Origin of the sequence: Mesorhizobium sp. M7A.F.Ce.TU.012.03.2.1 (assembly GCF_004006095.1) — a bacterium.
Lineage (GTDB): Bacteria > Pseudomonadota > Alphaproteobacteria > Rhizobiales > Rhizobiaceae > Mesorhizobium.
Map to the genome: position 1 here is coordinate 2,455,856 of NZ_CP034779.1, position 22,944 is coordinate 2,478,799.

General features: G+C 63.2%; 25 protein-coding genes. 7 read left to right on the forward strand and 18 right to left on the reverse strand.

The features are described from left to right. Window positions 1-90: 90 nt before the first annotated feature. Both EJ079_RS11805 and ykgO read right to left on the reverse strand, forming a co-directional pair. Window positions 91-696 carry a hypothetical protein gene (locus EJ079_RS11805; protein ID WP_127809056.1) on the reverse strand — a complete coding sequence of 202 codons (606 nt, stop codon included), beginning with the start codon at window positions 694-696 and terminating at the stop codon, window positions 91-93. 112 nt (window positions 697-808) lie between these two features. After that, window positions 809-934, reverse strand: a complete 126-nt coding sequence (gene ykgO / locus EJ079_RS11810; protein WP_006327841.1) for a type B 50S ribosomal protein L36 — start codon at window positions 932-934, stop codon at window positions 809-811. Between the two features lie 242 nt (window positions 935-1,176). Between ykgO and EJ079_RS11815 the strand changes: the two genes are divergently transcribed. Further along, window positions 1,177-1,599 (forward strand): lysozyme inhibitor LprI family protein, encoded by a 423-nt coding sequence (locus tag EJ079_RS11815; protein WP_127397018.1) that lies wholly within the window; start codon window positions 1,177-1,179, stop codon window positions 1,597-1,599. Between the two features lie 6 nt (window positions 1,600-1,605). Here EJ079_RS11815 and EJ079_RS11820 read toward each other — a convergent pair whose 3' ends face one another. The 14 genes from EJ079_RS11820 to EJ079_RS11885 form a co-directional block, all read right to left on the reverse strand. Then, entirely contained in the window at window positions 1,606-2,685 is a 1,080-nt protein-coding gene (locus EJ079_RS11820) for a 5-(carboxyamino)imidazole ribonucleotide synthase (RefSeq protein WP_127809057.1), read from the reverse strand. Then, entirely contained in the window at window positions 2,682-3,179 is a 498-nt protein-coding gene (purE, locus tag EJ079_RS11825; RefSeq protein WP_127296872.1) for a 5-(carboxyamino)imidazole ribonucleotide mutase, read from the reverse strand. Before purE ends, EJ079_RS11820 begins: the two co-directional genes overlap by 4 nt. 102 nt (window positions 3,180-3,281) lie before the next feature. Beyond that, the gene (locus EJ079_RS11830) at window positions 3,282-4,175 is read right to left on the reverse strand and encodes a ribokinase (RefSeq protein WP_127809058.1); all 894 of its coding nucleotides are present in this window, start codon (window positions 4,173-4,175) and stop codon (window positions 3,282-3,284) included. Beyond that, window positions 4,172-5,047 carry a MurR/RpiR family transcriptional regulator gene (locus EJ079_RS11835; RefSeq protein WP_013529211.1) on the reverse strand — a complete coding sequence of 292 codons (876 nt, stop codon included), beginning with the start codon at window positions 5,045-5,047 and terminating at the stop codon, window positions 4,172-4,174. The genes EJ079_RS11830 and EJ079_RS11835 overlap by 4 nt, the downstream gene beginning before the upstream one ends. Next, entirely contained in the window at window positions 5,044-6,012 is a 969-nt protein-coding gene (locus tag EJ079_RS11840) for an ABC transporter permease (RefSeq protein ID WP_127809059.1), read from the reverse strand. The genes EJ079_RS11835 and EJ079_RS11840 overlap by 4 nt, the downstream gene beginning before the upstream one ends. Window positions 6,013-6,035: 23 nt before the next feature. Further along, entirely contained in the window at window positions 6,036-7,535 is a 1,500-nt protein-coding gene (locus EJ079_RS11845; RefSeq protein ID WP_127809060.1) for a sugar ABC transporter ATP-binding protein, read from the reverse strand. Window positions 7,536-7,603: 68 nt separating this feature from the next. Beyond that, window positions 7,604-8,656 (reverse strand): substrate-binding domain-containing protein, encoded by a 1,053-nt coding sequence (locus EJ079_RS11850; protein ID WP_127269388.1) that lies wholly within the window; start codon window positions 8,654-8,656, stop codon window positions 7,604-7,606. A gap of 42 nt (window positions 8,657-8,698) precedes the next feature. Further along, entirely contained in the window at window positions 8,699-9,688 is a 990-nt protein-coding gene (locus EJ079_RS11855) for a TIM barrel protein (protein WP_127809061.1), read from the reverse strand. A gap of 217 nt (window positions 9,689-9,905) precedes the next feature. Then, window positions 9,906-11,111, reverse strand: a complete 1,206-nt coding sequence (locus tag EJ079_RS11860) for an aminotransferase class V-fold PLP-dependent enzyme (protein ID WP_127809062.1) — start codon at window positions 11,109-11,111, stop codon at window positions 9,906-9,908. Window positions 11,112-11,136: 25 nt separating this feature from the next. Further along, window positions 11,137-11,598 (reverse strand): RidA family protein, encoded by a 462-nt coding sequence (locus tag EJ079_RS11865; RefSeq protein ID WP_127382404.1) that lies wholly within the window; start codon window positions 11,596-11,598, stop codon window positions 11,137-11,139. A gap of 38 nt (window positions 11,599-11,636) precedes the next feature. Further along, on the reverse strand, window positions 11,637-12,431 hold the full coding sequence (locus tag EJ079_RS11870) for an amino acid ABC transporter ATP-binding protein (protein ID WP_127272345.1): 795 nt from the start codon (window positions 12,429-12,431) through the stop codon (window positions 11,637-11,639). A 2-nt stretch (window positions 12,432-12,433) separates the two neighbouring features. Next, window positions 12,434-13,084: an amino acid ABC transporter permease gene (locus EJ079_RS11875; protein ID WP_023810936.1), complete on the reverse strand. Its 651-nt coding sequence runs from the start codon at window positions 13,082-13,084 to the stop codon at window positions 12,434-12,436. A 1-nt stretch (window position 13,085) separates the two neighbouring features. Beyond that, window positions 13,086-13,751: an amino acid ABC transporter permease gene (locus EJ079_RS11880; RefSeq protein WP_023810937.1), complete on the reverse strand. Its 666-nt coding sequence runs from the start codon at window positions 13,749-13,751 to the stop codon at window positions 13,086-13,088. A 169-nt stretch (window positions 13,752-13,920) separates the two neighbouring features. Next, window positions 13,921-14,802, reverse strand: a complete 882-nt coding sequence (locus EJ079_RS11885; RefSeq protein WP_127267516.1) for a transporter substrate-binding domain-containing protein — start codon at window positions 14,800-14,802, stop codon at window positions 13,921-13,923. Between the two features lie 127 nt (window positions 14,803-14,929). Here EJ079_RS11885 and EJ079_RS11890 point away from each other — a divergent pair, with 127 nt between their 5' ends. Next, window positions 14,930-15,718, forward strand: coding sequence for an IclR family transcriptional regulator (locus EJ079_RS11890; RefSeq protein WP_127399021.1), 789 nt, complete (start codon window positions 14,930-14,932; stop codon window positions 15,716-15,718). Window positions 15,719-15,739: 21 nt separating this feature from the next. Here EJ079_RS11890 and EJ079_RS11895 read toward each other — a convergent pair whose 3' ends face one another. Continuing rightward, on the reverse strand, window positions 15,740-15,943 hold the full coding sequence (locus tag EJ079_RS11895; protein WP_013529216.1) for a DUF465 domain-containing protein: 204 nt from the start codon (window positions 15,941-15,943) through the stop codon (window positions 15,740-15,742). Between the two features lie 239 nt (window positions 15,944-16,182). On the opposite strand from EJ079_RS11895, the gene EJ079_RS11900 reads away from it, so the two are divergent. From EJ079_RS11900 to EJ079_RS11920, 5 genes are all read left to right on the forward strand, one after another. Then, the gene (locus EJ079_RS11900; RefSeq protein WP_013529217.1) at window positions 16,183-16,362 is read left to right on the forward strand and encodes a YdcH family protein; all 180 of its coding nucleotides are present in this window, start codon (window positions 16,183-16,185) and stop codon (window positions 16,360-16,362) included. A gap of 334 nt (window positions 16,363-16,696) precedes the next feature. Further along, on the forward strand, window positions 16,697-17,947 hold the full coding sequence (ispG, locus tag EJ079_RS11905) for a flavodoxin-dependent (E)-4-hydroxy-3-methylbut-2-enyl-diphosphate synthase (RefSeq protein ID WP_164873938.1): 1,251 nt from the start codon (window positions 16,697-16,699) through the stop codon (window positions 17,945-17,947). Between the two features lie 5 nt (window positions 17,948-17,952). After that, window positions 17,953-18,807 carry a lytic transglycosylase domain-containing protein gene (locus EJ079_RS11910; RefSeq protein WP_127809063.1) on the forward strand — a complete coding sequence of 285 codons (855 nt, stop codon included), beginning with the start codon at window positions 17,953-17,955 and terminating at the stop codon, window positions 18,805-18,807. Window positions 18,808-18,943: 136 nt separating this feature from the next. Then, window positions 18,944-19,708, forward strand: a complete 765-nt coding sequence (locus EJ079_RS11915) for a Stf0 family sulfotransferase (protein ID WP_127809064.1) — start codon at window positions 18,944-18,946, stop codon at window positions 19,706-19,708. A gap of 47 nt (window positions 19,709-19,755) precedes the next feature. Continuing rightward, complete coding sequence (locus EJ079_RS11920; protein ID WP_127809065.1) at window positions 19,756-20,505, forward strand: class I SAM-dependent methyltransferase; 750 nt, start codon at window positions 19,756-19,758, stop codon at window positions 20,503-20,505. A 16-nt stretch (window positions 20,506-20,521) separates the two neighbouring features. Here EJ079_RS11920 and EJ079_RS11925 read toward each other — a convergent pair whose 3' ends face one another. Beyond that, window positions 20,522-22,861, reverse strand: a complete 2,340-nt coding sequence (locus EJ079_RS11925; protein ID WP_127809066.1) for a response regulator — start codon at window positions 22,859-22,861, stop codon at window positions 20,522-20,524. Between the last annotated feature and the right edge of the window lie 83 nt (window positions 22,862-22,944).

The window sequence follows — 22,944 nt, forward strand, 5'->3', positions numbered from 1 at the left end:
GAGTAGGGGAGTAGGGGAGTAGGGGATATGTTCCACAGCGCAATCTGCACCACTTACATACTGCCTTACTCTCGTATTCCCTTCAGGACATCAAATGCCTTCACCGGCAAGTTCCTCCGAAATCGTGCCGACCTGGTCCTGGGCGCTGCGCATCATCGGATAGATGGCCAGCACCTTTTGCCAGGCCTCGAGCGCCGATTGCTTGTGGCCGGTCAGCGCCATGATCTGCGCCAGGCCGGACAGCGCGCCGAAGTGGCGCGGCTCGAGCTGCAGCGTATGGTCGATGTCGGACATCGACTTGCCGTAGTTCTTCATCATGAAATGGACGGTGGCACGCCGGTTCCAGCCTTCGGCATAAGTCGGCTGCAAAGTCACCACCTGGTCGAGGAAATCGAGCGCGACGTCGAACTTCTGGCCCTCGACGGCTTTTTGCGACCACTGCATCATCAGGTCGATCGAGGCGCTGCCGGATTGCGACCACTCGCTCCAGATGTTGCCGGCGATGCGCTCGGCCGCCTTTTCGTTGCGCTCGCGTTTCAGATCGCTGAACAGCTGGTCGAGGCGGGCTTGTTTCGTCGTTGCGGCGGGCGGCGCGTCCTGAGTGGCCGGCGGCGCGACAGCATCGTCCGCCCATGCCGGGCCATAAATGACGCCGGAAACAAGCAGAGATGTCACAAATGCAAAAAGAGTCCGCATCGCCGGACTCTAGTCCCGGGCGACGGAACGTCAAACTGAATTTGGCGTGAAAATGCCGGCAGGCGGCAACAAGCATCAAATGGGGGGAGGCAACAGCCTCCTGCCCGAAAACTCAGCCCTGGCGTGCCTTGTAGCGCGGGGCGGTCTTGTTGATGATGTAGACGCGGCCCTTGCGGCGAACCAACTGGTTGTCGCGGTGACGCGCCTTCAGCGCCTTGAGCGAATTCTTGATCTTCATGGTCTTGCCTGTCGGTGTGGACCCGGTCCGGGTCGAAATTTTAAGGCGCGCCAGAAGACGCGCCTTTGAACTGTGGGAGGCTCATAAACGAGGAGCCTTGTCCCTGTCAACCGCAAGCGTGCTCCATAGCGGCTGTGAATTGTCCCTGTCATCAATTATCCGCCATGTCGGCCTTGCGGCATTGCGCGGCCCTGGGGCCGGCTGGGATGATGCGGTCGCCGTGAAGTGATTTGGAGAGAACCATGCGCCGAATGTTCCTGTCCGCCTGCCTAGTCCTGCTGGCGGCAGCTTCGGTTGCTCGCGCGCAGGAATGCGACCGCAGCGACGACAGCCAGCAGATGATGAACATCTGTGCCGGCGAAGACTATCAGGCGGCCGACGCCAAGCTCAACAAGGCCTATCAGGACCTCACCAGCTCGGATGACGCCGGCGGCAAGAGATTGCTGCAGGTGGCGCAGCGCGCCTGGATCACTTTTCGCGATGCCGAATGCGCGCATTCCACCGCCGCCAGTCAAGACGGCTCGATCCATCCGATGGCAGTATCGCAATGCCTGACCAGATTGACTAATGATCGCATCAAGCAGCTCGCTGCCGCGGCCAATTGCGAGGAAGGCGATTTGAGTTGCGTCAAACCAGGCGAGGACGAGAGCGACGATTTGCAGTAGGCAACCCTATGAGGCGCGACGGCTGATCCGAGTGAAATGTCCCATCTTGCGGCCGAGCCGCGCTTCGGCCTTGCCGTAGAGATGCAGCATCAGATCGGGCTCGGCGAGCAGCTCCGGGACGCGCAGCACATCGTCGCCGATCAGGTTTTCCATCACACAGTCGGAATGGCGGTCCGGGGCGCCGAGCGGCAGGCCGGCGATGGCGCGGATATGCTGCTCGAACTGCGAGACGATACAGGCGGCTTCCGTCCAATGGCCGGAATTGTGCACGCGCGGCGCGATCTCGTTGGCCAGCAGCGAGCCGTCCGCCAGCACGAAGAACTCGACGCCGATGACGCCGACATAGTTCAGCGCCGACAGGATCTTCGATGCGGCCGTTCGGGCCGCTTCCGCCGTCTCCGGCATAATGGCGGCCGGCAAGGTCGATGTGTGGAGAATGCCGTTGCGATGGATATTCTCGGCTGGATCGTAGGCGACAACCGCACCGTCCAGCCCACGCGCCGCGATCACCGATATCTCGCGCTCGAACGGCACGAAGGCCTCCAGGATCAGAGGCACATTGCCCATCGCGTCGCATGTGCCGGCGAAGCCGCCGGCTTCCATGTTGCGGAAGACGCGCTGGCCTTTGCCGTCATAGCCCATGCGCCGGGTCTTCAGGACACCGCTGCCGTCGAATGCTTTCAGCGCCGCGATCAGCTGGTCATCATTGTCGACGGCGTGGAAATCGGCGGTGGCAATGCCGATGCCGTTGAGGAATGTTTTTTCGTCCACCCGGTCCTGCGCCACTTCCAGCGCACGCGCCGGCGGATAGACCGGAACCTTGACGGCCAGCGCGCTGGCGGCTGCAACCGGCACGTTCTCGAACTCGTAGGTGACGACGGAACTCGAGCCTGCCAGTTCGGCAAGAGCGGCCGGGTCGTCATAGGCGGCTGTTATTTGCCGGTTGGCGACCTGCGCGGCCGGGCAATCCGCTTGCGGCTCCAGCACCACGGTGCGGTAGCCGAGGCGGGCGGCGGCAACAGCCAGCATGCGGCCGAGCTGGCCGCCGCCAATGATGCCGATGGTCGATCCGGCGGGCAGGCTCACGGCGTATCCGTCGGTTCGGTCGCGACCTTGGCGGTCTGCGCGGCGCGCCAGGCGTCCAGACGGACGGCAAGGCTGTCATCGTTCAGGGCCAGCACGGCAGCGGCCAGAAGGGCTGCGTTGGCAGCGCCGGCCTTGCCGATGGCCAGCGTGCCCACGGGAATGCCGGCTGGCATCTGGACAATGGACAGCAGCGAATCCTGCCCGGAAAGCGCTTTCGATTCCACCGGCACACCGAACACCGGCAGCGGCGTCATCGCCGCCGTCATGCCGGGCAGGTGCGCCGCACCGCCGGCGCCGGCGATGATCACCTGATAACCGGCTGCCTTGGCGCCCTTGGCGAAATCATAGAGCCGGTCCGGCGTGCGATGCGCGGAGATGATCAGCCGCTTGTGCGGGATGCCGAGTGCTTCCAGCGTTTCGGCGGCATGACGCATCGTCGCCCAGTCGGACTGGCTGCCCATGATGATGGCGACGTCGGCGCGTTGATCGTCCAAGTCCGTGTTCCCCGGCGACAAAGGCGCGCCTTAGCGGAATTCGCGCGAGGCCGCAAGGATAGGCGGCGGCCGCGGCGGTCTGGCAAGACGGAAACCAGCCGGTCAGATGCCGTCGCGCTCGGCCTCTGGCGTCGAGACCAGCAAGGCCGAAGCCGCGTTGGCGGCGGTGATGGCCGCCCGCATGGTCTGCCCACGGGCAAGTCCCGCGGCCAGCGCGCCAACGAATTCATCGCCGGCGCCATGCGTGCTGGCGACCTTGACGGGGATGGCGGACAGAGCAAAGGCCTCACCGCTACGATCGCAACAGGCGACGCCCTCGCCGCCCGCCGTGACAATCGCCACCGGATAAAGATCGGCCAGCAGCCGTGCGGCTTGCGCGGCCCCGTCCAGCGTCTCGAACACTGCTGTGCCAGCCAGGAATTCAGCCTCGATGGCGTTGACCACCAATATGTCGACCAGGGCGATCAACTCGTCGGAGAGTTTGCGCGCGGGGGCCGCGTTGAGCACGACGCGGCCGCCCCGTGCTTTGACGGCGCGTGCGGCGGCAATGTTGCCGGCTTCCGGCACTTCGTTCTGCAACAAAAGCACCGCCGTCTGTCCCACCACATCGGAAGCAGAGACGATGTCGGCATGGCCCAGTGTCAGATTGCTGCCCGAGACGATCACCGCGCCATAGTCGCCGCCCGCGTCGAAGATCGCCACGCTCATGCCGGAGCCGGCGCCAGCGGCCACCCGCACGAAGCGGTGGTCGACCACTGCGCGATTGAGATTGGCCAGCAACGCCCGCCCGAAATCATCGTCGCCGACGGCGCCGATCATCGCCGCGCGCACGCCGGCCCGCGCCGCCGAGACAGCCTGGTTGCCGCCCTTGCCGCCGCATTTCGGGTGCCAGGCATGGCCGGTCACCGTCTCGCCCTTGCGCGGGCGGTCGGGCGCGTCGACCATGATGTCGTAATGCAAGCTGCCGAACACGGTGACCAGCGGCGATGTCGTCATGAGCCCCGGTCTTTTCGTTTCGATGTCACCGCGGACATGGTGCGGCCGAGATTGCGCTCCGCCGCCTGGTAGTCGCGCTGTGCCACCGCCACGAACAGCGCGTCGAGGATGTTGAGCTGGGCAATGCGCGCCGCTGCGTTCTCGCCCATCAGCGGCGAGCCCTGCGCGGTCGAGCACAGCACGATGTCGGCGACCGCAGCCAGCGGCGAGTTGTCGTAGTTGGTGATGGCCAGCGTGCGGGCACCGTTCTTGCGGGCCAGCTGGATGGCGTCGATGACGGCCGACGTGTTGCCCGAATGCGAGAAGCCGACGGCGATGTCGTCGCCGCCGAGCAGCGAGGCCGACATCAGCATCATATGCGAATCGTCATAGACGGATGCGCGGATGCCGATGCGCAGAAACTTGTGCGAGACATCGCGGGCGATCTGCGCCGAGCCGCCGACGCCATAAAAATCCCGGTTCTTGGCACGGAAGAGCAGCTCGGCGGCGCGGTCGAAATCCTCGATGTCGAGGATCGCCAGCGTCTCCTCCAGCGCCTGGATGGAGGTGCGAAAGACTTTTTGCACGATCTCGGCCGAACTGTCGTCGGATGACAGTTCCTGGTGCATCTCGGCGGTCGGCAGGCGACTGTATTCATAGACGGCGGTGCGGAAGTCGCGATAGCCGGAAAATCCCAGCTTCTTGGCGATCTTGACCACCATCGCCTCGGACACGCCGGACTCTTCGGCGATCTGTTTCAGCGGAATGCTCTCGTCGAAGCCGCGCCGGCCGAAGACGGTTTCCACCACCTTCGCCTCCAACGGGGTGAGATGCGGCATCATCATGCGGATGCGCGGTCCTACCGCTTTCAGGTCCAGCCCGCTCAAGGTCATCCACGCCCCCTCGTCACGCGATCGATAAGCATCGCGGCGAGGATTATAAGACCAGTTGCCAGAAGCTGATAGAAGGACTGGACGTTCATCAGCGTCAAACCGTTGCGCATGGCGCCGAGGATGACGGCGCCCAGGATGGTGCCGACGATGCTGCCCTTGCCGCCCATCAGCGAGGCGCCGCCGATGGCGGCAGCCGCGATGGCGTCGAGTTCCCAGAGATTGCCGAGGATGGGCTCGGCGGCGCCGAGCCGGCCGACCAGGATCTGCGCGGCAAGCGCCGCCAGCAGGCCTGAGATCATGTAGGCGGCGATCTTGGTGCGGGCAATCGGCACGCCGGCGATGTAGGCCGCTTCCTCGTTGCCGCCGACGGCAAGCAGATATTCGCCGAAGGGCGTCTTCTTCAAAACGACCCAGGCGACGACAGCCACGCAGGCGACGATGATGACCGCCAGAGGCAGTCCAAACAGCGATCCGTTGAAGATGGCGCGAAAGTCGGCGGGCAGGCCGAGGACCGGATTGCCGCCGGTGTAGATCAGCGCCAGCGCCCGATAGGTGCTGAGCGTTCCCAACGTGACGATGAAGGGCTGCAGCCCGACATAGGCGACGAGCACGCCGTTGACGAGGCCGCAGGCAAGGCCAATGACGAAGCCGGCGGCGATGGCCAGCGGAAACGGCACGCCGGCGACCATCATAGAGGCCGAGATGACGGCCGAGAGTGCCGCCGTCGGCCCGACCGACAGGTCGATGCCGCCGGAGATGATGACCAGCGTCATGCCGAGTGCGAGACAGGCATTGATGCTCGACTGCTGCAGGATGTTGATCAGGTTACGCTCGGCGAAGAAGCCGGGCACCAGCGCGCCGAATACGGCCAGGATCACGACAAGGCCGATCAGCGTGCCGGCGTCGCGCATCGAAACGCCGCGCAGGAATTCGGCGCGTGGCCGCACCAGAGTGGTATCCGACATATCCGTCACCTCTGCCTTGCCTGTTACGCGGCCGGCGTTTGCGTTTGCGGGATGGCGTGCGCCGCGATCGCCTGTTCGCTGATATCGTCTCTGTGGAGTTCGGCCGCGATCGTGCCGTCGCGCATGACCAGCACGCGGTCGGCAAGCCGGATCACTTCGGGGAGTTCGGAGGAGACGACGATCACGGCATGACCCTCGGCGGCGAGTTCCTCGATCAGATGATAGATCTCCGCCTTGGCGCCGACATCGATGCCGCGTGTCGGTTCGTCGAACAAGAGGATGCGCGTTCCCGCGGCCAGCCAGCGGCCGATGATCGCCTTCTGCTGGTTGCCGCCGCTGAACAGGCGGATCGGCCGGTCGAGCAGGAACGGGCGCAGATTGACGCGGCTCATCCTGTCGACCGCCACCTGTTTCAGCCTGGTGTGATCGATGACGCCGCGCGGCGCGAATACGTTCATCGAGGCCAGCGCCATGTTGCTGGTGATCGAGCGCAGCGGCACGATGCCTTCGCGCTTGCGCTCCTCCGGCACCAGGCCGATGCCGGCGGCAATCGCATCGCGCGGGCCGGCGAAGCGCGCCGCCTTGCCGTCGATTGCAATGGTGCCGGCCGTGGCGCGATCGGCGCCGGCCAGGAGCCGCAAAAGTTCAGTTCGGCCGGAACCGACCAGGCCGGCAATCCCCAGCACCTCGCCGCGATGCAGATCGAACGACACGTTGCGCACCTTCGTCGCCGAGGAGAGGCCACGCGCGCTCAGCATGACCTTGTTCGTGGCATGGGAATTATGGTGTTCCTGCGCCAGTTCGCGGCCGACCATCATCGCCACGACCGCTTTCTCCGACAGGTCTTTCAGATCGACGGAATCGACGACGACGCCGTCGCGCATGATGGTGGCGCGCCGGCAGATGCCGAACACCTCATCCAGCTTGTGCGAGACATAGACGACGGCGACGCCATCGCGCGTCAAACCTGTAATGACTTGCGCGAGCCGTTCGAATTCGCTCGGCGTCAGGCTCGATGTCGGCTCGTCCATGGCGACGATGCGGGCGCGATCGAGTAATGCCCTGGCAATCTCGACAATCTGCCGCTGCGCCACCTTCAGGGTGCCGAGCGGGGCGGCTGGATCGATGGAAGGGTCGATGGCTGCAAGAGCCTCGGCGGCGCGGCGCTCCTGCTCTCTGCTGGCGACGAAGATGCCGCCGCGCGTCAGCGGATGGCCGAGGAACATGTTCTGGGCGACGCTGAGGCGCGGCACCTGCTGCAATTCCTGATGGATCATGGCGACGCCCGCAGCGCGCGCGGCAACCGGGTTGGCGAGTGTAACCGGCTTGCCGTCAATGAGGACGCTTCCCGCTGTCGGCCTGTAGACGCCAGACAGGATGCGCAGCAGCGTCGACTTGCCGGCGCCGTTTTCGCCGAGCAGGCCGTGGATTTCACCGGCCCCCACCGAGAGTGACACCTCGTGGAGCGCCCGTACGGCCGGAAACAGCTTGGAAATGCCCTTGAATTGCAGCCTGGGTGACATCGGGTTCTATCTCCGGGCCATGGTGCCGGTCAGAAGCGAATTGCCCTGACCGGCACTGTTGGTTGGCCTTACTGGCCCGCAGCCGCGTCCTCGAGCAGCGCCTTGCGCGCGCCGGCGCCGGAATAGCGGTCGGCATTGTCCTTGGTGATCAGCGCCTGTGGCGTGGCGACGACGCGCGGCAGCTTCTGTCCCGCGACGAGACGCAGAGCTGTTTCCAACGCCACTTCGCCGGTCAGAACGGGGAAACTGTCGACCGTGCCGGTCAGTTCGCCGGCCCGTATGGAGGCATAGGCATCGGAAATGCCGTCGGTGCCGAAGACCGCAACCTTGTCCTGCAGGCCGGCGGCCTTGACAGCCTCGACGATGCCGAGCGCCATGCCGTCATTGTTGGCATAGAAGCCGATCAGGTCGGGATGCTGCTGCAGGATGTTGGTGGCCGCGTCATAGGAGGTCTGGCGGTCCCAGTTGCCGGGAACGCTGGCGACAACCTCGAACTTGCCTCCCTCGGTGATGGTCGACTTGAAGCCATCGGTGCGCTGCACGGCGGCATAGACGCCAGCCTGGCCTTCGACGATGGCGACCTTGCCGCCATTCGGACGATTCTTGACGAACCATTTGGCGACGCGCACGCCATTGTCGCGTTGGACATTGCCGACATAATGCTCGGCCTGCGGGATGACGGCGTCATTGACATTGACCACCGGCACGTTGGCGGCCTTTGCCTGCTCCATGATCGGCTGCAGATTGGCATCCGTCTGCGGCGAGACGAGCAGCACGTTGTAGCCCTGCGTCACCAGGCCTTCGGCGATGGTGAGCTGGCCGAGCTGGTCGCCCTCGCTCTGCGCTGCCTGATAGACGACAGGAACGCCGACCTTGGCGCCGAATGCCGTGTAGCCCTCGCCCAGCGAGCGCCAGTATTCATTGGTCAGCGTCTTGGAGACCGCGCCTGCCTTGGTGCCTTCGGGCAGCTTGGGGAACGCGCCGAACTTGGCCTCGACCTGCGACCAGTCGATGCGGTCCTTTTCCGTGTCGGAATTGAGCGGCGCGAGGTCGGCGGAAAAGGCAGAGCCGATCGAGAGCGCCATCAGTGCGGCGGTAGCGGTGGCAAGCAGAAGTTTCATTGTATTCCTCCCTGGTTGAAAAACGGCGATGGCGCGGATGCCTCAGCTATCCGGCCCGAGCATGATTTCCTGGATGATGGCCTGCGACGTAACGGCATCCTGGCTGTCCATGGCGGCGGACAGGCGATTGTCCTGCTCCAGCCGGTCGACGACGCGCAGCATGCGCTTGACGGTGGCGATGTTGACTTCGCACTCGCGCACCGGATCGAGCCCGGTCATATCGGGGAACGTGTCGAAATAGATGGCGCCGGCGTAACCGTCGCGGCGAATCTGCCTGAGCAGCTCGATGGTCTGCAGCGTGTGCACCGCGCCGACCATCAGGCCGTCGTCGCGCTTGGCGTAGCCGTCGTTCAGGTGCACGCCGAGCAGCTTGCTATGACGCGCCACCAGGGCTGCGGCAAAGGCCGGCTGTTCGTCGGCGTAGAGCACATGAGCGAAATCGAGCGTGACGCCGAGATTGGGCAGGCCGACATCGCGGATCGCCAGCAAGGTCGTCGCCGCATCCGGCATCAGGCTGTAGGAGCGGGGTTCGTTCGGTTTGTATTCAAGGCTGATCTGACAGTCGGGATCATGTGCCGCAACTTCACGAATCCCATCAATTTCGTGTTGCCAAAGCGTCGAATAGTCGGCCTGGAAGGCGTAGTCGAAGCCATCCTGGCCGAGCCACAGCGTCATCAGGCTGGCGCCGGCCTCACGCACGGCATCGATGCCGGCCTTGGTCAGGTCGATGGCCTCGCGGCGCACCGCCGGATCCGGATTGGTGAAAGCGCCGAGCTTGAAGGCGGGGTTGGAGTAGTAGCGCATGGCAAAGCCATTGATGGAGAGCCCTAGATCGCCCAGTTTCAGGGCGATTTCCGTGGGCTTTTCACCGACGTGGTCAGGAAAGTTGAGATCGAGATCGGTAAGCCCCTCGACCTTGGCGGCGCGCGCCGCCATCTGCAGCAGCGACGGCTTGCCAGTAAGATCGGGCCACTCAGCCTGCGGCCGCGAGGCAAAGGAATTCAGGCGCGTGGCGAAACGAGTGGCTGTCATGATCGATCCTTCAATCGTCATGACTTCACATAAATAAAGATATTTGTAAAGTTTGTTTGGGAGGCTACGAAGCGGCCACGAGGCTGGACCCGCCAAGGTGCGCAAAGGGAGCCGGCAGTTTCCCGGCCGGTGCCCTGGAGAGCCCGTCAGGCCAATAGGCGCATGATGGCGCGTGCTGGTTACGGCCGGCGCATTCAGGTAGCGATTCGCCGGGTGTTCAATCTGGCCAGCGCAAGACGCCGGACGAATCCTTGCGGGCGAGTTTCATCGCATCGGCCGGGCGGTCCTTGGCGGTCAATACGGCGCGCAACCGTTCGGCGACGATCTCAGCCTCGCCGGGATGGAGGTTGCAGGGATCGAGGAAGAAATGGCCGCGCTCCACCTCATGGTTGCGCACGATGATCGGCGGCGAGCCCGTCGCCAATGCCGAGGTGAGGCCGGCCGCCGTGAACCGGCTTTCGGGCAGTACAAATATCTGAAGCCGATCGAGAGGGTTGGCGGTCGGATCGGGAATGATCTGCGCGACAATGCCCGGCAGGCCCTGCAACGTCTCCTTCCACAGGTTGAGCGCGGCGTCTTCGCGGCGGCGGATGCCGGCATGGTCGCGCTTTTCCCAGGCTTCCAGTGCGGCCATGGTGCCGGCGATGCTCTCCTTGCCGACCTTCATGGCGCGGGCGACGCCGCGGTTCTGGAGATAGGCGGTGCGAACCAGATCCTTGCGCCCGGTGACGATGCCGCTGGTCGGCCCACTCAGGAATTTGTGTCCGCTGTAGATGACAATGTCGGCGCCGCGCGCGAGGAAGCCGCGCAGATCATACTCTGAAGCCGCATCCACGATCACAGAAACGCCCCTGGCGTGGCAGATCTCGCAGAATTCCTCCAGGGACAGCATGCCATACTGCACGGTGTGGTGCGCAACGACGTAGAGGCCCGCCGCCGTGCGGTCGTTGATCGCGTCGCGCACATGATAGTCCTGCGTCACGCTGACCGTGCCGGCCGGCACGACCCTGGCGCCCGCCAGCCGGACCGACTGGTCGATCGGCGCACCATAGTTGACGATGTGCCCGAGCTGGACGATGACCTCCGACTTGAGGCCTTCCGTGTTATCAGGCAGCCGCTCAATGGCGAGCAGATTGGTCCCCGTCATCGCACCGGCGATCGCCATGGTGATGCCGCTGGCGCAGCAGGCAGTGATGAAACCGGCCTCGCCGCCGGTCAGGCGCGCGACGATCGTGCTTGCGGCACGTTGCAGGTCATCCATTTCCACCCATTGCGAGGCCATTTCCGCCATGGCGCTGATCGCTTCGGGGACGATGATCGACGCGCCGAGCGCGGTCATCGTGCCGGAGACATTGATGATCGGGCGAAGGCCGAGCCGTTCGCGGATGGTGGTGTTGGAGCCGTCGGTGGAAGTGGTTTTCATCTCTCGGATTCCATTCTTCTAAAGGTCAGGCGGCGATCTCGACAACCGCCTCGATTTCAACGGTGATGTTTCCAGGCAAGGAGCCGACGCCGATCGCCGAGCGGGCATGGCCGCCGATATTGTCGAACACATCGGCAAACAGGTCGGAACAGCCATTGACCACTTTCGGGTGGTCGCTGAAGGTCGGTATGGCGTTGACGAAGCCGAGCAGCTTGACGACGCGCACGATCCGGCCAAGGTCGCCGGTGGCTGCGTGCATGACGGCAAGCAGATTGAGGCCGGTGAGGCGGGCATGGCCATAAGCCTGCTCGACGGTGACATCCTCCCCCACCTTGCCGGTAAACAGCGTGCCGTCGGTGCGCAGCGGACCCTGGCCGGACAGGAAGATCAGCCGGCCGCTTTCGGCATGGGTGACGAAGTTGGCGATCGGTGTCGGCGGCTCGGGTAGCGTCAGGCCCAACGCGGCGAGCCGGATATAAGGCGTCATGAAAGAAGGCTCCTTGCGACAGCGTTCGCTGTCCCGTTCTAGAAATGCGAGGCGCGGAAGCGCGCCAGGAAGGTGCGCAGGCGCTCATTGTCGGTGTCGGCCGCCAGGATTTCGGCGGGTGGACCCGCCGCGCTGACGCCGCCATCGGCCATGAAGATGATGCGGCTCGAGGCATCTCGGGCAAAGGCCATTTCGTGCGTGACCATCACCATCGTCATGCCGTCCTCGGCCAGGCTACGCACGACCTCAAGCACCTCGCCGACCAGTTCCGGGTCGAGCGCGGAGGTTATCTCGTCGAGAAGCAGGATCTTCGGCCCCATGGCCACGGCGCGGGCAATGCCGACGCGCTGCTGCTGGCCGCCGGACAGTTCGGCGGGCAGGCTGTCGGCCTTGTGGGCGAGGCCGACCCGGCCGAGCCAGTGTTCGGCGATGGTGCGCGCTTCGGCGTTGCTCTTGCCGCGCACCTTGGTGAGGCCAAGCATGATGTTGCCGGCGGCTGTCAGGTGCGGAAAGAGGTTGAAGCTCTGGAACACCATGCCGGTCTCGGCGCGCATCGCGGCGAGATCGCGTTCGCTGCGACGCTGGCGGGTTCCGGCTTCGCGAAAGCCGACCTCCTTGCCGTCGATGCGGATCGAACCACTGTCATAGCTTTCGAGAAAGTTGACGCAACGCAGCAGCGTGGTCTTGCCGCTGCCGGAGGGGCCGATGACCGTCACCACCTCGCCCTTCGCCACCTGCAGGCTGACCGAACGCAGGACCTGGACGGTCCCAAAGGCTTTGGAAACGTCCTGGACGTCGAGAAGGGCCGGGGTGTTTTTCGGACTTGTGGACATTGCTATTCCCGGATGAAGGAGAAACGCCGCTCGAGCCGACGGCTGGCGAGCGAAAGGGCATAGTTGACCGCGAAGTAGATGAGCGCGCCGAGGATATAGAGCGGCATGGCCTCATAGGTGCGGCCGATGACCTGGTTGATGGCCTGCATCAGGTCGGTGATGCCGAGCAGCGATACCAGCGCGCTGCCCTTGACCGCATCGGTGACGCCGTTGATCCAGGGCGGCAGGAAGCGCCTGAACGCCTGTGGGAAAATGACGTAGGCGAGCCGCTGGCGAAAGGTGAGTCCGATCGCCATCGCCGCCTCGGACTGCCCTTTCGGAATGGAGCCGACAGCACCTCTGAAATATTCGACGACCTGAGCTGTCTTGAACAGGGTCAGCGCCAGCACTGCGGCCCAGAACGACGGCAGATGAAGCCCAACGGCCGGCAGTCCGTAATAGACAAAGAAGATGAGCACCAGGATCGGGATGCCGCGGATGGTGTCGCTGAAGATGCGCACGGCCCATTGCAACGGCACCGGGCCATAGACTAGGCCGACGCCCATGATCACGCCGGCGATCAACGAAAACACCACGACCAGCAGGGATACCCACAGTGTCAGGGCAAAGCCCTGGGCGAGGAAAGGCAAGGCATAGGCTATCTGGGTCAGCATGTCAGCGCGCCGCCCTGAACCGGCGCTCGACGAGCCGAAGCGCAAAAAGCAAGATGTAGCCGGTCACCAGATACATCGCCGTGACCACGAGATAGACCTCGACGATGCGGAAGGTGTTGAAGTTGATCCACTGGGCGCCATAGGTCAGCTCCGGCACCGAAATGACCGAGGCGACGGAGGTGTCCTTGAACAGCGATATGAAGGTGTTGGACAATGCCGGCAAGGTGATGCGCAGCATGGTCGGCAGGCGCACGTTGAGCAGCCTTTGCCAGGGCGTCAGGCCGATTGCCTTGCCGGCGTCCAACTGTCCGCGCGGAACGGCTTCGAGCCCGGAGCGAAACACCTCGACCAGATAGGCGCCGCTATAGAGCGACAGCGTGACGACGAACGAGGTCGGCGCGCTGTAGGCGATGTCGACCACTGTCGGCAGGCCGTAGAAAACGAGGTAGACGAGCAGGATCAGCGGCACGTTGCGGATGAATTCGACGTAGGCGGCGATGATGGTGCGCACGATGCGTCCGGCAGACACGTACCAGACCGCCAAAACCAGACCGATGACGGTGCCGATGGCGATCGATATGACGGCGAGTTCGAGACTGAGCAGCAGTCCGCCCCACAGCTTGTCGAAGTGCCGCCAGATCAGGTTGAAATTAAGGGCATAGCCCATGCGTCCGCCTCAGTGCCGCAGGCTTAGAGCAGTTCACCGTTTCACGGAAACGGCGACCCGCTCTAACTCTTTGTTTGACGCAATTCCGGACGAAAAACCGTTTCACACTTCCTGGAATTGCTCTAGGGAGGCGGAAGGGCGCTGGATACGCCCTCCCACCTGATGCAGATCAGATGGCCGGGAAGCCGGGATGGCGCGCCGGCGGCTCCTGTCCGAAATAGTCCTTGAAGGCGGCATCGTAGAGTGCGTTTTCGTGGCCGAACATGGCGATGGTGAAGGTCGCGTTGACGAAGGTCAGCCAGTCAAGGTCGCCTTGCCGGAGTGCCGCGCCATAAAGCATGCTCAGCCAGCTCTTGCCGGCGTCGAAATATCTGTCCGGATTGCGCGAGGCGAGCCAGCGCACCGTGGACAGATCGACGGCAGCGGCGTCGACGCGTTTCGATTCCAGTGCCTGCAGCACGTTGGCCTGGGTATCGATCTGCATGACCTGGCACTCGGGCAGCACCGAATGCACCTGCGCCTCGGCATCGACATTCTGCAGGATGGAGACGCGTGTCGCCGAGCCGCCGGCAAGCAACTTGTCGAAGGTCTTGTTCTCGGCGGTCGGAAGGCTCAGCAGGGCGACGCCCTCGACGTAGTAAGGCCGGGAAAAGTTGACCAGCTGCGAGCGCTGGGCGCTCATCGTCATGAACTGAATGGTGATGTCGACCTTGTTGGTGGTGACGTTGGGGATGCGCTGTGCCGGATCCTGCATCACGAACTCGACCTTGGTCGGATCATCGAAAAGGCCCTTGGCAAGAATGCGCCCCATGGTGATGTCCATGCCGACGAGTTCGCCGGCATCGTTCTCGAAGTGCCACGGCGCGTTGGTGCTGCCGGTGCCGACGATCAGCTTGCCGCGATCGAGCACGGTGCGCAGCAGGCTGTCGGGTGCTGCCTGAGCAGCGGCCTTCTGGGCATCGACGGCTACCGCCGCACCCACGACGCCGGCCGTGGCCAGTCCCGCCATTCCCAATTTCAGAAAATCACGTCTTCCGGATGTGTCGTTCACGGCGACCTCCTTTCGTTTGTGTTCCCCTTGCACAGGCAATACACGCGTCAGTGTCGTCGAAGCGATTGTCTCTTACAAGAGACGTGTGTATCCTGTACAGGACAGATACTAACACCGGGAATCAACAATGCAAGATGGCAATGCCTCGGCACTTTCAGCCGGCGAGAAGATTTCGGGCTCCCGTGAAAAGGGGCTCAACCGGGTGCTCGAGATTCTGGAGTTTCTTCACACGACCCAGCGCGCGATCGGCATTGGCGACCTTGCCAAGGGCGTGAACGCGCCCCGTTCGACGATCTATACGCTGGTGCGGTCGCTGGTCGATGCGGGACTGCTGGAAATGGAAGGCGACGGCAATCGCGTCTATTTCGGCAAGAAGCTCTATCTCTACGGAATGGACTATGTGCGGGGCAACGACCTGTTGAGGCGGGGGCGCCAGGAGGTCGACAATCTGTCGCGCGAGACCGGCGAGACTTCCGAACTGTGCATGCTGCAGAGCGGCCGCTATACGATCGTCCATGCGAGTCCCGGCACCAGGCCGTTCCGCATCAGTTCCGCCACCGGCTTGCAGATACCGCTGCCCTGGACGGCCTCGGGGCGGCTGCTTCTGGCTGGGCTGGAGAAGGCTGAGATCGAAGACATGGTGTCAAACGACGATCTCGTGCTGCCCGACGGGCGCAAACTGCGGCTCGACGATTTCGTCGCCGACATCGCAAAAGCGCGGATCACCGGCTATTGCGTCACTTCGGGCCTTGTCGATGCCTATACCAAGTGCCTTGCCGCGCCGGTGTTTTCAGCGCCGGGCAAGGTCGAGGCGACGATGTGCCTGGTGGTCCCCATCGATACATCCGAGGGGCGGACCGGCGAACTTATCGGCCTGCTGCGTGATCGTGCCGCGAAGCTTTCGATCGCCGGGTAGCGCGAGCGAGCGAACGCCAACTCACGCAATGATGTCGGGAATGATCTTGTCTTCCAGCGCCATCAGCCGGTCCTTCAGGAACAGCTTCTTCTTCTTCATGCGCTGGATCTGCAGCGGATCGCAGGCCATGGCGATCATCGCGTTGATGGCCGCATCGAAATCGGCGTGTTCCTGCTTCAGGCGGGAAAATTCTAGGCGAATATCGGCCTGTTCCTGATCGGACATTCTCTACCGTCTGCACGTCTGCGGCGCCCAAAACTGGGCCTGATTGGGCGGGACCGGGTGTTTTGTCACCGGCGTGCAGCCCATATCACATTTCAAGGTGTCGTGGAATGCTACCACGGATCATTCGACATCGCGGCCGGATGGTGGCACAGTGTCATTGTGCCGTCACAGAAGCGAACCTGCGGTGGACGCGCCGTGACGGTTGCAATCGAGGAAAACCATGAAAGGGAGAACCAATCATGTCTCTTGCATCCCATCTTGATGAGTTGCAGCGGAAACACGGCGACATCGAACGTGAAATCGATGACGCGATGAATCATCCATCGGTCGACGACCTCGAAATCGTGAATCTCAAGCGACGCAAGCTGGCACTCAAGGACGAGATTGAAAAACTAAGAGGCAAACCGACCACGCATTGACGCCCTCCTGACATAGCCGCCCAATATCCGCGGCCTCTTTTCCCGGCGGCGCCCCGCCGCCGGCGTGGAGGGTTTTGATTTTCCAGCACCGGTCTGTCAGCCGAAGCTGGACTTGCACCCGGCTCAATCTCCGCTTCGACCGTCGCCCGTTTCGCCAGATCATCGATTGTTTCTGGTCGCCGGCGGCGGGCGATTCCGGCCAATGGCGACCTGTCGCCATTGACAAGCCATCTTTGCTCCTCCACCTCATGCCCGGACCTCAGCGCATCGGCCCGGGGCGTCGTTGTGCGTCCATGCAGGACACAAGATGCTCCAGAGACAAAAGGCTGCCGGCATGACCGGATATTTTTCCTCTCCTTTCCCCCGCCGCACGTCGGTCAGCGTCGATGTCGGCGGCGTGGTCGTCGGCGGCGGTGCGCCCGTTATCGTCCAATCGATGACCAACACCGATACGGCCGATATCGACCAGACGGTTGCGCAGGTCGCAGCGCTGCACCGGGCCGGCTCGGAGATCGTGCGCATCACCGTCGATCGCGACGAGAGTGCCGCCGCCGTGCCGCGCATTCATGAGCGGCTTCAGCGGCTCGGCATCAACGTGCCGCTGGTCGGCGATTTCCACTATATCGGCCACAAGCTTTTGGCCGATCATCCGGCCTGCGCCGAGGCGCTGGCCAAATACCGCATCAATCCGGGCAATGTCGGCTTCAAGGACAAGAAGGACCGCCAGTTCGCCGATATCGTCGAGATGGCGATCAGGCACGACAAGCCGGTGCGCATCGGTGTCAACTGGGGCTCGCTCGACCAGGAGCTTTTGACCCGGCTGATGGACGACAACCAGGACAAGGGTTTTCCGCTGACGGCCCAGGAGGTGATGCGCGAGGCGATCGTGCAGTCGGCGATCCTGTCGGCCGAGATGGCGGAAGAGATCGGCCTTGGCCGCGAAAAAATCATCCTGTCGGCCAAGGTCAGCGGCGTGCAGGACCTGATAGCCGTCTATACCGAACTCGCCACCCGCTCCAACCACGCGCTGCATCTCGGCCTGACCGAAGCCGGCATGGGCTCGAAGGGCATCGTCGCTTCGTCGGCCGCCATGGGCATCCTGCTCCAGCAAGGCATCGGCGACACCATCCGCATCTCGCTGACACCGGAGCCGAACGGCGACCGCACGCGCGAGGTGCAGGTGTCGCAGGAATTGCTGCAAACCATGGGGTTCAGACAGTTCGTGCCGATTGTTGCCGCTTGCCCCGGCTGCGGCCGCACCACCTCCACCGTGTTCCAGGAACTCGCCCAGAACATCCAGGCCGATCTCAGGAAGAACATGCCCGTGTGGCGCGACAAATACCCCGGCGTCGAGAACCTCAAGGTCGCGGTGATGGGTTGCATCGTCAACGGCCCCGGCGAGTCCAAGCATGCCGATATCGGCATTTCGCTGCCCGGCACGGGCGAAATGCCGACGGCGCCTGTCTTCGTCGACGGCAAAAAGGCGGCGACGCTGCGCGGGCCGTCGATCGCCGCGGATTTCGAGAAAATGGTCGCCGACTATATCGAGCAACGGTTCGGTCGCGGCAAGGCCGCGGCCGAGTAGAACCGATGCAGCGTTTCCTTTGGGCAGCGCTGATCCTGCTGTACGGGCTGACCTGGTCGACCCTTGTGCAGGCCGATCCGCCGCAATCCGCCAAGCAGCGGCTGATCGACAAGGTCTGCAATCTGATCCAGGCGAATGCCGACCAGAACGGCCTGTCCAGGGATTTCTTCGCCCGGCTGATCTGGAAGGAAAGCCGTTTCGATCCCAACGCCGTCAGTCCGGTCGGTGCCGAAGGCATTGCCCAGTTCATGCCGGGCACCGCCAAGATGCGCGGGCTTGCCAATTCCTTCGACATCAACCAGGCGATCCCGGCTTCGGCCAGATATCTCGCCGAAATGAAAACCGGCTATGGCAATCTCGGCCTGGCGGCCGCCGCCTACAATGCCGGCGAGAGCCGGGTGTCGCGCTGGCTCAGCTCCGGCGGTTTCCTGCCGATGGAAACCGAAAGCTATGTCTTAGACATCATGGGCGAACCAGCCGACAAGTTCACCGACCGGGCCTATGCTGGAAAGGTCGAGCCGCTCGACGCAAAGACGGAGTTTGCCGTCGCTTGCCGAAAACTGCCGGTGATCATGTCGCGGACGGTGGCCATGGCTTCGATCAACATAAAGCCATGGGGCATCCAGGTGGCCGGCAATTTTCGCCGCAGCGCCGCGATCAACCAGTGGGTCAGGGTAAGGAGCCGGTTCCCGGCTCTACTCAACGGGCATGATCCGGTGGTCAGCCGGGTGCGCACGCCGATCGGCCGGCGCGGCATCTACGCGGTCAGGATCGGTGTCGACCGCCGCGCCGATGCCAACGTTATTTGCCAGAAATTGCAAAGTGTCGGTGGGGCGTGCGTGGTGGTGCGCAACCGGTAAATTTGGCCGCTGCAGGCATGGTGTTTGTCCGAGAGAGGCATTTAAAAGCGATAGCCGTGACGTCGCATCCAGCAAAGATTTCAGCTATAGCGGCCGCCATCCTTACTGGGCGGCGGCCCTGTCTTTGACGAGCAGCATGGGTCTCAACATGTTCGATGGATACATCATCTGCGGCACGCCGAGGACCGGAAGCACGCTGCTGTGCAAGCTTCTGGCATCCACGAAGACGACTGGCGATCCGCACTCATTCTATCGGCGGCAGGATGTGCTGGAGTGGGCTGAAGAGTGGAAGCTGCCCGATCGCGACACGATGAGTGAGCTCGACTTCAATGTCGCCTATCTCAACGCGGCGATGGCTGCGGGCAAGGGTGGGACCGGCCTCTTCGGCCTTCGCTTAATGCGCGAAAATCTGGATGAACTCTCGGCAACCCTCGACCGGATTTTTCCAAAACTGCCGTCCGACAGAGCGCGTCTTGAAAAGGCCTTTGGCCGCGTCCTCTACATACACCTCTCGCGGGAGAACAAGCTCGCGCAGGCTGTCTCCCTGATCAAGGCGGAGCAGACCGGTCTTTGGCATATCGCTCCCGACGGCACCGAGATCGAAAGGGTCGCGCCGCCGAAAGAGCCCCAATATGATTTCGAGCGGATCAAACGAGAGGTCACGGAACTCGAGACCTATGATGCGGCATGGAACATTTGGTTCGCTGAGCAAGGCATAACCCCGCTTCGGGTTGGCTACGAGCGCCTTTCGAGCAATCCGGCGGCGACGTTGCTAGGCATCTGTGAAGTTTTGGATGTCCGAGCACCAGACGCCGAAGATATAAGCCCCGGCTTTGCAAAGCTCGCTGACGCGACAAGCCTCGACTGGATGCGTCGCTATCGCCTGGACGCGGCGGCCTGACGCATTGATGGGCCGCAGCTGGAAATTTGGAGTATAGGCGGAGAACTATGACCGACCCTATCTACAGCGATCCTGACTTCGTCCAGTTCTATGATATTGAGAACCAAAGCGGCCGCGCCGATTTTGAATACTGTATCGGTCTTGCCGTAAATCGCGGCTCGGTCCTCGATCTCGGCTGTGGCACTGGCCAACTGGCTGCCGAACTTGCCGATGGGCATAGTGTCACTGGCGTTGACCCGGCATCGGCGATGCTCGACGTCGCGCGGCGCAGGGCCGGCGGCGACAGGGTCGACTGGGTCGAGGCTGACGCGCGTACTGTTCGGCTCGGGCGGCGTTTCGATCTGGTCCTGCTCACCGGGCATGCGTTCCAGGTTTTCTTGACAGGCGAGGATCAGATGGCGGTGCTGGGCACCATCACTGAGCATCTCGCTCCTGGCGGGCTCTTCATTTTCGACACACGAAATCCCGCCGAGGAGGAATGGCTGGAATGGACGCCGCAGCGCTCCGAACGGGCGGTTACGCATCCCGACCTCGGCACGGTCAAAGCCTGGTATGATGCCGGACACGATGCCGCTACCGGCATCGTCACCTACTCGACCTTCTATGACATTCCGGGCGGTAGACCTGTTCTGGGCGCCGAATCCAAGATCGCGTTCCCCAAGAAGGAAGATCTTGCGCGGATGCTGGACGAGGCTGGCCTGTTGGTCGAGCAGTGGCTGGGTGACTGGCAGGGCACGCCTTATGGCGTGACCTCGCCGGAAATCATCCCGATCGGCCGGTTGCGCCGATCGGCCTGACCAATAGGGCCGGCTTTTACGCCGTCTTGGCCACCACCGTCTCGCTGAGCCATGTGCCGATCTTGGTGCCCAGGCGGTCGGGCGAAACGGGCTTCGGCAGATAGTCGTCCATGCCAGATTCGATGCACTTGTCGCGATCGCCCTTCAGCGCGTGCGCGGTGACGCCGATGATCGGGATGTGGGCGCCCGTCGAGACCTCCATCGCCCGGATGGCGCGGGTCGCCTCATAGCCGTTCATTTCGGGCATCGAAACGTCCATCAGGATCAGCTTGGGGCGCAGCGCCCGGTACATTTCGACCGCCGTGCGGCCATTGCCGGCGATGCGGTAGCTCAAGCCCAACCCATTGAGGATCTGGCCGAAGACCAACTGGTTCACGTCATTGTCCTCGGCAATGAGGATGTCGATCGGTCCGTTCGGCGCGGTTGTCAATTCCGGCGCTGCCGTGACCGGCATTGCCGGGCCGCGGATGACAGTGAAGGCGGGCGGCGCTGCCAGGGAAGCCTGCACAATCGGTTCACGGACGAACCGCGCCTTGCCGACCTGCGAACGGGCCTTCTGAATCACCGAGATGACGGTGCCGAGCAGCACCGCGGAGCGCGCCGGTTTGGTCAGATGCGCGGCAATGCCGAAGTCGATGATCATCTTACCGAAATCGACCTGGTCGACCGAGGTCAGGATAACGATCGGGATGGCCGACAGGCGCCTGTCGGAAGCAATGGCTCTGGCGACGTCGGCGCCGTTCATTCCCGGCATCTGGTAGTCGAGGATGATGCAGTCGACAGCGGCGCCCAACTGAAAGGCGCGGTCGAGGAAGGCCAGCCCAACCGCGCCGCTTTCGGCGGCGGCGCAATCGAAGCTCCAGCTTCTGAGCTGCTCGAGCAGGATTTCGCGGTTGACCGGATTGTCATCGATGACCAGCACGCGCGCGCCGGTGACGTCGACCGGCACGATCTCGTCGCGCGCCGCGGCCTGATGCGCGGGCAGCGGCACCGCGAACCAGAACACCGAGCCGCGGCCGATCTCGCTTTCGACGCCGATCTTGCCTGCCATCAGGTCGACGAGGCGGGCGGCGATGGCCAAGCCAAGCCCCGTGCCTTCATGACGGCGGGTGGACGAGCCGTCCACCTGCGCGAATTTTTCGAACACGTTCTGCAGTTTCTCGGCCGGTATGCCGATGCCGGTGTCCTCGACGCGGATCTTGAGTTGGACCACGTCGTTGACGATTTCGCCGCCGACATCGATCAGCACATGACCCTTTTCGGTGAACTTCACGGCATTGCCGAGCAGGTTGGTGATGATCTGCCGGAACCGGCCGGCGTCGCCGACGACATGGGCCGGCAGGCGCGGGTCGACACGCACGATCAGTTCAAGGTTCTTTTCGGCGACGCGCGCCGAGACCAGCGTCGCCACATCCTCGACCGCCTCGGAAAGGCGGAAGGGAGCAGGGTCGAGAGTGAGTTGCCCGGCATTGATCTTGGAGAAATCGAGGATGTCGTTGATGATGGTGAGCAGCGCGTTGCCGGATTTGACGATGACGTCGGTGAAGGTCTTCTGGCGCGGGGTCAGATCGGTCTTGGCCAGCAGTTCGGCCATGCCGAGCACACCGTTCATCGGCGTGCGGATTTCGTGGCTCATATTGGCCAGGAATTCGGATTTGGCGCGGTCGGCGGCCTCGGCCTTGAACAGGGATTCCGCGGATTCGGCAAAGGCGCGGCGGATTGCCACTTCCATCGGGCGGAAGATCCAGAAGGCGACGATGGCAAGTGCCGCGAACAGGATGCCGCTCGCCCACAGCAGCAGCCTGTCGCTTGAGGCATCGGCCAGGTGGCGCTCATCATCCATGGCGGTGCGGACGCGGACCAGCATCGGCTGGGCGAACAGGTCGTTCTGGTTGCGGATTTCGCGATAGCTCCACTCGTCGACCTTTTGCGCCATCGACATCAGGTTGAAATTGCGCACCATGTCGCGCGGCGACCAGAACAGATCGCCGTTGACGGAAGCGGACTGGAGTTCGTTGACGGTCTTGATCGACAGCCGTGGCTTGATCGCCGCAAGCTGGGCGGTCAGCGTCTCGATCTCGCCGGTCAGGCGCTCCGAATGGCCGCGCGCCGATGTGGTCAGGGCATCGCGTGTCTCCGCCCGCCAGGCGGTGCCGGTGGTCTCGGCGAAGCTGGTCGCGTTGCGCAGGTCGCGGGTGAAGATGACGAGGTTGCTGCTCAGCGCATCGATGTCGCGGCGAAAGGAATTGACGCGGTCAAGCGCAATCACGATGCCGGCGGAAGCCAGCGCGAAGATCAGCAACCCTGAAATATAGCGGATCCGGACCGACCGGATGAAGGACGAATATTCAGGCATGCGCAACCCCAACACATACGCACCATTTTAATGGCCGGGATTACGCTTCATTTACATTAAAATTTCGTTCGTGCGGGCAGGCA